The following is a 14,463-nucleotide window of genomic DNA, read 5'->3' on the forward strand; positions in this document are numbered from 1 at the left end:
CCCCACGGGACGACCCACAGGGGCCAGGGGCCGATCCATGGGGAACCCGGGGGCGGGGGCCGGGGCCGGCCCGGGCCAGCCGGTCCCCCAGCGGGTCCCGAAGGAAAAGCCCGAAGGCGAACGTCAATGGCAACGTCAATGGCAAGGAAAGGAGATCACCCGGTGCTCCGCGTGGCCGATCCGCAGCACGCCACCTCGTATCTGCTGGGGCCCTTCACCAAGCACCCCGGCAACCCGATCCTCGCCCCCCGGGGCGACACCTGGGAGGCGAAGGACGTGTTCAACCCCGCCGCGGTGGTCAAGGACGGGCGGGTCTACCTGCTGTATCGCGCCGAGGACCACACGGGCCCCGGCCAGTGGAACGGCACGTCCCGCATCGGGCTGGCCGTCAGCGACGACGGCATCCACTTCGAGCGCTGGCCCGAGCCGGTGCTGGTGCCCACGGAGCCCTACGAGCTGCCGGGCGGGTGCGAGGACCCGCGCCTGACCTGCATCGACGGGCGCTATTTCCTGACCTATACCGCCTTTGACGGGATCACCGCCCGCCTCTGCCTGGCGACGTCCACGGACCTGGTCCACTGGGAGAAGCACGGCATCCTGTTCCCCGACTGGCAGGGGGACACGGGCCGCATCTGGTCCAAGTCCGGCGCCATCTGCCCCGTGAAGATCGGCGGCCGCTACGTCATGTACTTCGGCGACACGTCCATTTGGATCGCCACCTCCGACGACGGCTTCCGCTGGGTCCCCGAGCCCGAGCCCGTGCTGCGGATCCGGCCCGAGGCGGGGAACTTCGACACCCTGCTGGTGGAACCCGGCCCGGCGCCCCTGGTCACCAACCAGGGCATCCTGCTCATCTACAACGCCGCCCACCGGCTGGCCGAAGCCAGGCGCGGTGGAGGCGGTGACCATGGCGGCGATGTCCCACCGCCGGCCTACGGCGGCCCCGCCGGCTCGGGCTATGTCCGCTACGCCGCCGGGCAGGCCCTGTTCGACCTGCGGGATCCACGCAAGCTGATCTGGCGCTCGACCCACCCCTTCTTCGAGCCCGAGACCGACGACGAGGTCCGCGGCCAGGTGGATCACGTGGTCTTCGTGGAGGGCCTGGTGGAGCACCGGGGGACGTGGTTCCTCTACTACGGCATGGCCGACTCCCGGATCGGCGTGGCCACGTACCGGCCGGCGTGAGGTGACGCCCGTGGAACGCGAAGCCTCGCCCCTTGCCAAGCCGCCGGCCGGCGCCGGGTCCCCGGTGCCGGCCCCCGCCTTTTCCCCCGCCGGCTCGGCCACCGGGACCACCAGCCGTGCCGGCGTACCGTCCGGCCCCGCGGTGCCCGCCATGCCCGCGGGGCGCCCCCGGCCGGCTGGCGCCGTCCGGCCGGCCGGGGTCGGCCAGCAGGCGCGAACCAGCTGGACCTGGCGGGCCGGGCCGGCTTTCCTGCTGGGGGTCAACTACTGGCCCAGCCGCCAGGGCGTCGAGATGTGGCGGGACTGGCAACCCGAGGCCATCGCCGCCGAGCTCCAGGCCCTAGCCGCTACGGGGTGCCGGGTGGTCCGGTTCTTCCTCCGGTGGTCCCACTTCCAGCCGGAGGAGGACCGCGTCGATCCCGTCGCCCTGGCCCGCCTGCGGCAATTCTGCGATCTCGCCCACGGCGCGGGCCTGGGCGTCATCCCCACCTTCTTCACCGGCCACATGAGCGGCGAGAACTGGGACGTCCCGTGGCGCCGGGGCCGCTGCCCCTATACCGACCCCGGCATGCTGCGAGCCCAGGTGCGGCTGGTGCAGGCGGTGGCGGCGGCCATCGGCGACCACCCGGCCCTCGTGGCGTGGGACCTGGCCAACGAGCCCGACATCTTCGTGCGGCCGCCGTCACCCGACGCGGGGTGGCTGTGGTGCCGGCTGCTCTACCGAGAGCTCAAGGCGGCGACCCCCACCGTCCCCGTCACCCTGGGGATCCACGTGGCCTCCCTGGTGGACGACTGCGGCTTCCGGCCGGAGGACGTGGCCGAGGCCGCCGACTTCCTGTGCATGCACCTGTACCCGATCTACTCCCCCTGGTGCCCCGATCCGGTCGGGACGATCCGGCCCAACCTGCTGGTCCCCTTCGGCGACCGGCTGGTGGCCGCCATGGGCCGGCGGCCGGCGCTGGCCGAGGAGTTCGGCGGCACCACCCTGATGATGGCGCCCGAGCGGCACGGCCGGTACGTCAACGCGGTGCTGGGGAGCCTGTTCCTCCACGGCAGCCTGGGCGCCGTGGCCTGGTGCGGGCTGGATTTCACCTGCGCCGAAGACCTGCCCTACGACAGCACGCCCTACGAGGTGGCCTTTGGCATCCTGGACCCCGACGGCCGGCCCAAGCCCGCCGGGGAGGCCTTCGCCCGCTTCGCCCGGCTGCTGGAAAAGTTGCCGACACCGCTCCACCCTCTGCCCCCCCGGGCGGCCATCCTGCTGCCCGAACGCTACTACGACAACGCCGACGCGGACATCACGCCCGAGCGCAACTTCGCCGTCCTGTTCAACGCCTTCGTGCTGGCCCGGCGGGCGGGGCTCGCCGTCAACCTGGTGCGCCCGGACGACGACTGGTCGGGTTACCGGCTCTTGATCGCCCCCTGCGTTCCCCGCCGCAACAGCCTCTCGAATCGCACCTGGAACCGGTTGCGCCGGTGGGTCGAAGCCGGCGGCACCCTGTACCTGTCCTACGACGGGGTTGCCCTGCCCGGCATGGAGGCGGTCTTCGGCGTGGCGATCCAGGATGCCTATCCCCGGGAGGCCGTGGATCCCGCCGGTGGGGCGCCGGGCGCCGGCCTGTGGGAGCTGGTTCTGGACGAACACGGCGCCGCCGGGGGCCTCGGCATAGGCCCCACGCCTGGCGGCTCCGGCAACGTCCCCGGCAACTCGGGCCCTGCCCCTGGGGGATGGCAGGCCACCGGCCCGCAGGCCGCCGGGGCGTGGCAGGCCACCGGCCCGCAGGCCGCTGGGGCGCAGGCCGCCGGGGTGCAGGCCACCGGCGCGCCGGCCGCCGGGGCGTCCCGGATCGCCGCACCCGCCGGCCGCGTCGTGGGTCGCTACCGGCCGGCCTTTACTTCGATTCTCTCTCCGAACGCCGGAACGGCGGGGTCGGGCGTCCGCAAGCGGCTTGTGGCCCAGGCCCGCGGCGCTGCCGTGGTGGGGTGGATCCGGCCCGCCCTGGCGTCCCCCCGGGCCGAGGCCGAACAACCGGCAGCGCCGGAGGCCCGGGCCGCCGGGGCCGAGCCGGCCGTGTTCGTCCACCGTTGGGGCCGCGGGTGGGCCATGCTGGTGACCGACCCCCTGGAGTGGATGCTGGCCGGCATGCCCGGTGTCTACCGGGACGACGCCACCCACCAGCTCTACCGGCTGGCTGCCCGGCTGGCGGGGCTCGACGGCTCGTGGCAGGTGGACCACCCCGACGTGGAGGCCGGAATCCTGATGGCACCGGGGGGCGCGGCCCGGCCTGGCGCCACCGATTCCCCTGCATCCCCCGTGGCCGCCCCCTTCCCCGCAACGACCGGCGACGCCGACGGCGATGCCTACCTGGTGGTCGTCAGCCACCACCCGGCCCCCTTGCGGGTGACCGTGACGACGGCGGCGGCACGGTCCGCCACGGAGCCGGCCACGGCGGCGCCGGCCACGATGGTGCCGGCCGCGGCGCCACCGACCGCGACGGCGCCGGGCACAGCGGCACCTACCGCCACGGCGGCCACGGCGGCATCGGCCACGAGGCCACCGACCGCGACGGCACCGGCCACGGCAGCGCCGGCCACCACGACGCCGGCCACAGCGGCACCGCCCGCGACGGAACCGGCCCTCACGGCACCGGCCATGCCCGCCGCGGCCATGACGGCGCCAGCGCAAGACCGCGGCCACCCTCAGGCGGGTTCGTCCCCCGCGGCCCCCGAAGCCGCCCCCCAGGTCGCCAGCGGCGCCTTGAGGGCGGCCGGCGAAAGCCCGGCGACCCGTGCCGGGACCCTGGCGGCGCGGGCGGAGGGGGAAACCCCTCAAGAGCCCGGTCGGGAGGCGAAGGCCAGTGCGACGCCCCTGGGTACGCCAGCCTCAGGACCGAACGAACCGGCCCCGACCGGGGGGCTTACCGGCATCGCCCTGGTCGACGTGGTCACCGGGGAGCGGTACGTGGTCTCGGGGGAAAGGTCCCTGGGGCACCGGGTCGCCGGGCCGGGAGAGCCGGGAGATCGAGACCCTGCGTGCTGTTCCTCCGGCACCGGTGCCGTGGGTGCCGCAGGTGCCGTGTGGTATTTCGGCCCCATCGATCTTGAACCCGGCGGCTGGCGCGTCTTCCGGCTGGAAGGCATGGCGGCGCCGTGACACCGCGTCCCGGCGCCGCTGGCCCCGCAGGCCCGAGCCGCTCCAGCGCAGGAACGCACCGGCCCCCCAAGGCCGCGGGACGCTCAGGCTCCGCCCGCCGGCCCTGTCGAACGGGGCCGGCGGCGGCCGAGCCGAGGGCGACGCGCCAGCAGGTCGACCAGGCGAACCAAACTGTCGACACTGTGGGCCGGCGCCAGGACGTCGATGTAGGGCAAAGCCACCTGCATCCCTTGCGCCCGCGGCTCGTACCGAGGATCGCCAGCCAGCGGGTTCATCCAGACCAGGCCCCGCACCCGCCGCCGGCACTCCCGCAAGCACCGGCCGAGAAGATCCAAATCCCCCCGGTCCAGCCCGTCGCTGACCACCACCAGTACCGTGTCCCCGTCCAGGAGCCCCCGGTACCGCTGCAGGAGCGTCCAGAGGCAGTCACCCAGCCGCGTTCCTCCCGACCAGTCGGCGGTGACCGCCGCCGCCAGGGCCATGGCCCGGTCGACCCGCGGCAGCCGTAACACGGGCGTCAGCCGCGTCAGCCGCGTCCCCATGGCGAAGGTCTCAACCCGGCCCCCCGCTTGCTGGAGCCCATAGAGGAAGTGGAGGAAGAGCTGGCTGTAGACGTCCATCGAACCCGAGACGTCGAGCAGGCACACCAGGCGCGGCCGGTCGGGCCTGCGCCGGCGGCGTGGCCAGCGGGTGAGGTCCCCCGCCTTGCGGGCCGCCTCGCGGAGGGCCCGGCGCCCGTCGATGGCCCCCTTCCTGGTCCGGACGAACCGGCGGGACGGCCGCGTGGCCAGCCAGCGCCCGAGCCGCCGGGCGGCCCTGAGGACGAGGGTGCGTTCCTGGGGCCTGAGGAGCTGGAGATCCCGGCGGGTCAGGACGGCCAGCGGGCTGTAGCCTCCAGGGCTGCCCCCTGCCCGGGCCAGCCAGGGGCCGGGTTCGTCCGCCGGGGTCGATGGATCGTGGGAACCGTCCCGACGGCCTGAACCCTCCCGGTCTCCCGTCGCCTCACCGGCCGGACCAGCCGGTTGAGCAACCGGCACCCGGTCGAGCCTGGCCGGGCGGGGCATGCTTGGCGTGGCCAAACGGATCAGATCGGTCGGGTCGGCCTCTTCCACCGGGTCGAACAGGCGGAGCCCATCGTCGTCGCCGCCGCCCGCGGGACGGGCCCTGGGATCGATGCCCTCGCGGGGCTCCGCCCGGGCGGCATGTGGCGGTTCGTTGTCGGATTCCGGGGGGGCATGGTCCGGGTCGTCCTGCGGCGGATCGTCTGCCTGGCCGGTTCCGGCGGGACCACCGGCGCCGCCGGGACCGATCGTGGGAAGGGCGTTTGTGTCCAGGAAGGTGTCGCCAGCGGCTTGCCGGTGGAAACGAACCACGTCCCCCCAGAAGAAGGCGTCGAGGGCCCGGTCGACGACCGGGACGTCTTCCGGGTGGCGGGCAAGGACCGCCCGCAACGCCGCCCGCACCTCTGCTGGGTCGGCCAGGTCCACGTGGGTCAGGGCGGCCAGGGCCGTCACCGCGTCGCCCGGACTGGTCTTCAAGCCGGCCCGGCGCAGCCGCCGGACCAGGTCAACGACCCGGTCCCGCAGGTTGGCAGGGGGAGCGTTCTGAACTTTGTTGGTCGTGGTACGGCCCGGTTCGGACACGGATGGTCACCTTCTGCGACGGTCTTATGACGGCGCGTGTCAGCTCCGGCGAGTTCTGTGACGACCCTGCACCGTTCATGAAAGCCCTGCAACGGTCCCTTGACGGTTCTGCGCACCCTCTACGAGCCACCCACCGTGAACGTGTGGCGGCCCTGCAACGGCCCCTTGACGGTTCTGCGCAGCCCGCGGTGGGGCAACGGTGCTTCGAAACGGGCATATCTTCCGTGAGTGCTTCGTCTTTCGATCCCTCGTAGGGACCGACGGGGCGGCGGGCCGGGCAGAGCGGTAGTCTAGGTCGTTCAGCACCTCGCCTCCCCTTTCCTCTGGCTAGGCCGACGCCGAGGGCTTCGGCGAGACGCATGTCGTTCAGCACCCCCAGCCCCGGACCCAGCCCCGGCCTCTGCCCCGCGCTTCGGCGACACGCATGTCGTTCAGCGCCCAGCCGCCCGTTCCTCCCCGAGGTTTCCGTCCACGCTGACCGGCCGCCGTTATATCGTTTTTTTCTGTCGACCTCCGGTTGGCCCAAATCCCCGGGAGGTCGACAGACGCTTCCATTTTACCCCACCCCGTGTCCCACAAGGGTTTCTTGGCCTTGCGCACCCAATCCTGTCCAGATACCCACTTTCCGGATCGACAGCCCACCCGGCCAGGGGGTTAGGAGGGATATGGGTTTGTTGTCGCGAAGGTAGGGTTTGTAGGGTACCTATGAGGGATCGAAATTCGTCGGGCGGTAGGGCGATGGGGTGCGGGTTGTCCGGCCGGTTTGTAGGGTACCTATGAGGGATCGAAATCGTGAAGTGGCGATGGGTCGAGGATGACGGGCGATAGTTTGTAGGGTACCTATGAGGGATCGAAATTGCTCCCGGACACTGCGGATGATCTCCTGCTGCCGCGTTTGTAGGGTACCTATGAGGGATCGAAATTGAAGGGCGGCTTCCAACAACTCGATGGTCTTGTCGTTTGTAGGGTACCTATGAGGGATCGAAATCGTCGAGTAGCGGCCGTGCTCGATAGGGCGCCCGCGCGTTTGTAGGGTACCTATGAGGGATCGAAATCACTACCACCAGTACGGCGGCAGCTGGACCAGCGTGTTTGTAGGGTACCTATGAGGGATCGAAATTCCATCGAAAAAGCGCAGATAACGGGGGTTTGCCCAGTTTGTAGGGTACCTATGAGGGATCGAAATACGAAGGATCGCTTCGTCATGGTCCTGCCACGTATGCGTTTGTAGGGTACCTATGAGGGATCGAAATTGGGCACCAGGTGGGATGCCGCCGCCCGTGGCACCCGGTTTGTAGGGTACCTATGAGGGATCGAAATCCGTGTGAATAGCAGGAGCAACATCATCCCTATCGCGTTTGTAGGGTACCTATGAGGGATCGAAATTCATCCCAGACCTCGCCGTCCAGCACGAGGTCGATGGTTTGTAGGGTACCTATGAGGGATCGAAATCGACGCGGCAGCGGAGATGCTCGCGGATGCGCTGCGTTTGTAGGGTACCTATGAGGGATCGAAATCCTCGCCCCACCCGGCCGGTTGGACCAGCCGGTCGACGTTTGTAGGGTACCTATGAGGGATCGAAATGAAGAGATCGTCTCCGTCGGCAAGGGCACGCTGACGGTTTGTAGGGTACCTATGAGGGATCGAAATCCGCCTCGTTCGCTCATAGACGACCCTCCCGTGGTGTTTGTAGGGTACCTATGAGGGATCGAAATATCCGGGCGCCGGGGCGGCGGCCCTGGCCCTGGCCGTGTTTGTAGGGTACCTATGAGGGATCGAAATGGTGTCCAGCGGCGTTCGTTCAGCGCCGCCTCGATGCGTTTGTAGGGTACCTATGAGGGATCGAAATCATGGGAACCATCCTCCCTATGTGTGATTCCGGCACGGTTTGTAGGGTACCTATGAGGGATCGAAATACGTACGATCAAGCGGTCCAGTTGGTCCGAGCCTAGTTTGTAGGGTACCTATGAGGGATCGAAATTGATACAATTCCAGCGGAGGAGGCGCGGGAACCGTGTTTGTAGGGTACCTATGAGGGATCGAAATATGTCAGCCCCGGGAGGTGAGGGAATGGGGTCCTTGGTTTGTAGGGTACCTATGAGGGATCGAAATCGGGTACTGGGCGGACGTAGACGAGGTGCCGGCGGGTTTGTAGGGTACCTATGAGGGATCGAAATAGCGGACCACCCGCGCCAGCACGGGCCAGACCATTGTTTGTAGGGTACCTATGAGGGATCGAAATTGGCCATCGGCGGAATCGCCGATATCAGGAAGCAGGTTTGTAGGGTACCTATGAGGGATCGAAATGAGGTTTCCGCTGACCGGTCAGAGGAATGCACCGTAGTTTGTAGGGTACCTATGAGGGATCGAAATCCGATACGAGAATAGCCATGGCCACATAATCCGAATCGTTTGTAGGGTACCTATGAGGGATCGAAATCGGCGTACTCTTCTTCGGTCATCCGCAGATCATACACGTTTGTAGGGTACCTATGAGGGATCGAAATCAAACAACGAACCAGTCCAGACAACGAACCAGTCCAGTTTGTAGGGTACCTATGAGGGATCGAAATCGCACTCCACTACTTCGGTATAGACTTCTCCGCATTGTTTGTAGGGTACCTATGAGGGATCGAAATGCAACTTCAACTGCCCAGTGAAGGAATTCCTCTTCGGGTTTGTAGGGTACCTATGAGGGATCGAAATCGTGATCCGGGAGCTGCCGGAGCGGGCGCAGGAGCCGAGTTTGTAGGGTACCTATGAGGGATCGAAATGCAACAGCCTGGGGAGCAACGGCCTGCGTAGCGAGTTTGTAGGGTACCTATGAGGGATCGAAATACCGGTCAGCGGAAATTTCCAGTTCGATCCCTACGGAGTTTGTAGGGTACCTATGAGGGATCGAAATAAGTCCGTGCGCCGCTCATGGTGGCCCGGCAGTGGTGGTTTGTAGGGTACCTATGAGGGATCGAAATCTCTCAAGATGGGCCGGCTCCTAGTTTAGAGCGGCTAGTTTGTAGGGTACCTATGAGGGATCGAAATGATACTTCGCACTCAATGCCTATGGATACGGTCGAAGTTTGTAGGGTACCTATGAGGGATCGAAATTGTGTTGGGTTGCCGGGCCGGTGGCGACATGGTATAGTTTGTAGGGTACCTATGAGGGATCGAAATGTGACGGCTGCCGCTGGTGCGATGGCACCGGCCAGGGTTTGTAGGGTACCTATGAGGGATCGAAATGGACCGAACCTTCCGGATACGTTCGACCAACTCCTGAGTTTGTAGGGTACCTATGAGGGATCGAAATTTCGGCGTCGTCGGGTTCGACCCGCGCCGCCTCCACGTTTGTAGGGTACCTATGAGGGATCGAAATTCGACGGCCACGGTGACGCCCTCTTCCACCAGGTAGGTTTGTAGGGTACCTATGAGCCTGTTTCACGAACCCAGGTATTTCCGCAGGATTGCAGCCACGGGAGGTTAAGTGAAGGCATCGGTTGGAATTCGCCATCGCCTGAGGTGTTCCTATGGCCTACCACTTCCGCCCGGTGAACCGCGACCAACTGTACCTGCTCCCACCGAGTCTCCGCGACTGGCTGCCCGAGGACCATCTGGCCTGGTTTCTAATCGACGCCGTCGAGCAGATGGACCTGCGGGCGTTTCGGAGCAAGTACCGCGCCGACGGATGGGGCGGGGAGAGCTACGACCCCGCCATGATGGTGACGCTCCTGCTGTACGCCTACTGCGTCGGCGAGCGGTCCAGCCGGCGGATCGAGCGACTGTGCCTCGAGGACGTGGCCTTCCGGGTGATCACCGCCAACCAGAAGCCGGATCACGTGACCATTGCCCGCTTCCGCCAGCGCCACGAGCGGGAACTGGCCGAGCTGTTCACGCAGGTGCTGCGGCTGTGCCGCGAGGCGGGGCTCGTGAAGGTCGGCGTGGTGGCACTGGACGGGACGAAAGTCAAGGCCAACGCCTCGCTGGCGGCCAACCGAACCGACGATGCGATTCGCCAGGAAGTGGAGAAGATGCTCCGGGAGGCGGAGGCCACGGACCGGGAAGAAGAGGAGCGGTACGGCCCCGGGCGCCGTGGGGATGAGTTGCCGGAGGAACTGCGCTCCCGCCAGAGCCGGCTGGAGCGGCTGAAGGCATGCAAGCGGTGGCTGGAGGAAGAGGCGGCCCGGGAAGCGGCCCGGCAGCAGGCCCGCATCGAGGAGCGGAAAGCCCAGGAGCAGGCGACCGGCAAGAAGCGGCGGGGGCGGAAGCCGAAGGCGCCGGATGCCTCGGTGGATCCGGCGGCCAAGGCCAACGTGACGGATCCGGACAGCCGGATCCTCAAGACCCGGCAGGGCTTTGTGCAAGGGTACAACGCCCAGGCGGTGGTGAGCGAAGACCAGCTCATCGTGGCCGCGGCGGTGACGCAGGACGCCAACGACGTCGGCCAACTGCACCCGATGCTCCAGCAGGCGCAAGCCAACCTGCGGGCCGCGGGCGTCAACAAGCCCATCCGGGCCGTGGTGGCCGACGCGGGGTACTGGAGCGAGGCGAACGTGAAGCAGGCGCCGGCCGAGGGGCCGGAGCTGTTCCTGGCGACGAGCAAGGAGTGGAAGCATCGTCAGGCGGTGAAGGATGCACCCCCTCCGCGGGGCCGGATCCCCAAGGGGCTGAGCCTGCGGGAGCGGATGGAACGCAAGCTGCGGACCCGGCGAGGGCAGGCGATCTACGCCAAGCGCAGCCAGACCGTGGAGCCGGTGTTCGGGCAGATCAAGGCCGTGCGAGGGGCCGACCGGTTCCTGCGTCGCAGTCTGGCGGCGTGTGACAGCGAGTGGAAGCTGCTCTGCCTGACCCATAACTCGCTGAAGCTCTGGCGAAGGGTCACGGAGGCGTCCTCATCCTCGCCCTTGGGTTGGATGGCGGCGGGGTTGGCGTAGATAGGGTAACGACCGGGCCGCCGGCCTACCCCGTCCTGACCGTCAGCCCACGGGACATAGCCGAATCGACCCGGTACGTTCCCCCAGTTCTGATCTCGTCAGGATCAGTGAAACAGGCTCCTATGAGGGATCGAAATCGTCATCGGTGACCGCCCACCGGCCATCCGCGAGCGTTTGTAGGGTACCTATGAGGGATCGAAATTCGCTTCCACCCACACTTACCCAGAAGTCATCAGAGTTTGTAGGGTACCTATGAGGGATCGAAATCGTCCGCCGTCACTTCCACCGCGCCGACCGCCTGGGTTTGTAGGGTACCTATGAGGGATCGAAATACCCACCGACCCGACCCACCCGCTCGGCACCACCGAGTTTGTAGGGTACCTATGAGGGATCGAAATGCCGAGAACGGGCGGAACGGATGGGGTGCGTAGGGTGTTTGTAGGGTACCTATGAGGGATCGAAATCCAAGGCATGCACTGCACCGGCCCCGGCGGCCGGCCCGTTTGTAGGGTACCTATGAGGGATCGAAATTCTGGCCGCAGTACCGGCACCCTTTGCCAAGGCATGGTTTGTAGGGTACCTATGAGGGATCGAAATGAGCGTCTACAAACAACGAACCAGTCCAAACAAGGAGTTTGTAGGGTACCTATGAGGGATCGAAATGCACCCTTCACCAAGACACGCGCTGCACTGGCCACGGTTTGTAGGGTACCTATGAGGGATCGAAATACCGGCTCAATCTCCTGCTGGCGAGCGAAACATTTTGTTTGTAGGGTACCTATGAGGGATCGAAATCGCCCTAGGAGCGGCGGAACGGATGGGGCGCGTAGGGGTTTGTAGGGTACCTATGAGGGATCGAAATACGATGATCCGGAACCACTCCTTGCGCATTCTGCATTGTTTGTAGGGTACCTATGAGGGATCGAAATCGAATTCGGCGATGACGAAGAGTGCCCAGAATGCCGGGGTTTGTAGGGTACCTATGAGGGATCGAAATCTGGCCAACGTGAATGTGTAACCCACATGCGCCGTCGTTTGTAGGGTACCTATGAGGGATCGAAATACGATGATCCGGAACCACTCCTTGCGCATTCTGCATGTTTGTAGGGTACCTATGAGGGATCGAAATCACCGGGGGCAGAGTTCGTCATGATCTTCGGGGCATTCGTTTGTAGGGTACCTATGAGGGATCGAAATACAACAGAATATCGCGCCAAACCTCCCAAACCTCCCGTTTGTAGGGTACCTATGAGGGATCGAAATCATATCCATGTCGGTCGGCAGGAACGTCCTGGCCAGTTTGTAGGGTACCTATGAGGGATCGAAATTACTGGCACCCTCCGCCAAGGCATGCGCTGCACCGGGTTTGTAGGGTACCTATGAGGGATCGAAATCCTAGCCGTGCCGAATTCGCGGCTGATCGGTGTCTCGGTTTGTAGGGTACCTATGAGGGATCGAAATCTGCTCGAATGCGTACTGCATGGGGAACCACCCTCCCGTTTGTAGGGTACCTATGAGGGATCGAAATGTAAGCGCCGGCCGGTGCAGGACAAACAAAACGGCGGTTTGTAGGGTACCTATGAGGGATCGAAATCTTTCAAAAATAGGGGAGGATTTTTTCGCATAACAGGTTTGTAGGGTACCTATGAGGGATCGAAATAGCGCATTCAGCGCCATCATCATATCATCACGGAAGGTTTGTAGGGTACCTATGAGGGATCGAAATCAGGTCCCGGCCGAGTGGGATAAGTACGGTCGCGCCGGTTTGTAGGGTACCTATGAGGGATCGAAATCTCCCTACCATGCGCCGGAGGTATCTCAGGTGCGCCAGCGCCGTTTGTAGGGTACCTATGAGGGATCGAAATTTCCCCTCCCTTCCTGCGCAGCCTGTTGCGGCCTGCGTTTGTAGGGTACCTATGAGGGATCGAAATACAGAACAGGAGTGTGATTAGCATGGTGGTTCGCAAGTTTGTAGGGTACCTATGAGGGATCGAAATAGCCGGTCAATCGAAAACACTACACAAGGATGCCTGTTTGTAGGGTACCTATGAGGGATCGAAATTCTACACACCGCCTGGACTGGTTCTTTGTCTGGACGTTTGTAGGGTACCTATGAGGGATCGAAATTGTGTTCAGGGTCATGGCCGGTGCCATGGCATCGGGTTTGTAGGGTACCTATGAGGGATCGAAATGCGGCCTGCTCGCAAGGCCGTAGTAGCAAGGCCTGGAGTTTGTAGGGTACCTATGAGGGATCGAAATCTCATGCTCCCTCATGCTCATGGTTCCTCCCTTTTTGTTTGTAGGGTACCTATGAGGGATCGAAATACGGATTCCGGTCGCAGGCGGACGCCAGCGGGAAGGTGTTTGTAGGGTACCTATGAGGGATCGAAATAAAAAGCGGGCTACGAGACACCGATCAGCCGCGAATGTTTGTAGGGTACCTATGAGGGATCGAAATACAACCGACGAAATCCCTCCCAAACCTCCCAACGTGTTTGTAGGGTACCTATGAGGGATCGAAATCCGTGCCGCCATCGCCGGAATGTCCATGTACCACGTGACGTTTGTAGGGTACCTATGAGGGATCGAAATCGTGACAGAGGAGCCGGAGTTCTACGTTCCGAAGGTGTTTGTAGGGTACCTATGAGGGATCGAAATTGCCCAATTATGTGCAAAATTCCCCCAAACGCCGAGTTTGTAGGGTACCTATGAGGGATCGAAATCATGGGCCCGCATGGCCCTTACTCACGCCACCCGAGTTTGTAGGGTACCTATGAGGGATCGAAATTGACCGGCCATCCTGGCGCGGGAGGAATCACCGCGCGTTTGTAGGGTACCTATGAGGGATCGAAATCCGGTGGCGCGCATCCATTCGCGCGCCGCCCGGACGGTTTGTAGGGTACCTATGAGGGATCGAAATCATGAAATCGTCGACCGGTTGAACGAACTGGTCGACGTTTGTAGGGTACCTATGAGGGATCGAAATTTCCGCGGCCTGGGCCCTCCGCCGCTTCGCCTTCGGGTTTGTAGGGTACCTATGAGGGATCGAAATGCGCCTTCGTGGACCGCGCTGGGCGCACCTGGGACAGTTTGTAGGGTACCTATGAGGGATCGAAATCTGGCGATGGGGTTCAACCTGGCCATTGTCAGTGACGTTTGTAGGGTACCTATGAGGGATCGAAATCCAATCAACATTCCCAGTCAATATCGCATTTCCAAGTGTTTGTAGGGTACCTATGAGGGATCGAAATGGTGAGCCGTTCGATGGCGGAGCGCTCCCCCGGCCGGTTTGTAGGGTACCTATGAGGGATCGAAATTCCGTGGGAAATTCTTCCAACCTTTCATGGCGGTCCACCGTTTGTAGGGTACCTATGAGGGATCGAAATGGCGGAAGAAGTCCTCTCCTGCTCCCGCTCCCGCTCGTTTGTAGGGTACCTATGATGGATCGAAATCTTCGCCACGTTCGTCGCGATCTGCTGGGCGAGGAGGTTTGTAGGGTACCTATGAGGGATCGAAATACGCCGTTTTCAAAGATGAACATCCTATGCATCCTCCG

At 64.4% G+C, this 14,463-nt stretch carries 4 protein-coding genes and 2 CRISPR repeat arrays (1 of these 6 cut by a window edge); of the genes, 3 read left to right on the forward strand and 1 reads right to left on the reverse strand.

Annotation, left to right across the window (positions count from 1 at the left end):
* The first annotated feature begins 162 nt into the window (after window positions 1-162).
* Window positions 163-1,185, forward strand: coding sequence for a glycoside hydrolase family 130 protein (locus tag ACYQ02_RS06540; RefSeq protein WP_460039640.1), 1,023 nt, complete (start codon window positions 163-165; stop codon window positions 1,183-1,185).
* Window positions 1,186-1,195: 10 nt separating this feature from the next.
* Complete coding sequence (locus ACYQ02_RS06545) at window positions 1,196-4,339, forward strand: beta-galactosidase trimerization domain-containing protein (RefSeq protein WP_460039641.1); 3,144 nt, start codon at window positions 1,196-1,198, stop codon at window positions 4,337-4,339.
* 83 nt (window positions 4,340-4,422) lie between these two features.
* On the opposite strand, the gene ACYQ02_RS06550 is transcribed toward ACYQ02_RS06545, so the two are convergent.
* Window positions 4,423-5,982 carry a vWA domain-containing protein gene (locus tag ACYQ02_RS06550; RefSeq protein WP_460039642.1) on the reverse strand — a complete coding sequence of 520 codons (1,560 nt, stop codon included), beginning with the start codon at window positions 5,980-5,982 and terminating at the stop codon, window positions 4,423-4,425.
* Between the two features lie 690 nt (window positions 5,983-6,672).
* A CRISPR array of direct repeats spans window positions 6,673-9,352; the repeat unit is 30 nt; unit sequence GTTTGTAGGGTACCTATGAGGGATCGAAAT.
* Window positions 9,353-9,503: 151 nt separating this feature from the next.
* On the opposite strand from ACYQ02_RS06550, the gene ACYQ02_RS06555 reads away from it, so the two are divergent.
* On the forward strand, window positions 9,504-10,907 hold the full coding sequence (locus ACYQ02_RS06555; RefSeq protein WP_460039643.1) for an IS1182 family transposase: 1,404 nt from the start codon (window positions 9,504-9,506) through the stop codon (window positions 10,905-10,907).
* 172 nt (window positions 10,908-11,079) lie between these two features.
* A CRISPR array of direct repeats spans window positions 11,080-14,463; the repeat unit is 30 nt; unit sequence GTTTGTAGGGTACCTATGAGGGATCGAAAT; it runs 3,772 nt beyond the window's last position.

The sequence above is a fragment of the Thermaerobacter litoralis genome, from assembly GCF_054654595.1.

Coding starts and splice junctions, on each gene's coding strand:
- ACYQ02_RS06555 (WP_460039643.1), top strand. CDS start 9,504: ATGGCCTACCACTTCCGCCCGGTGAACCGCGACCAACTGTACCTGCTC.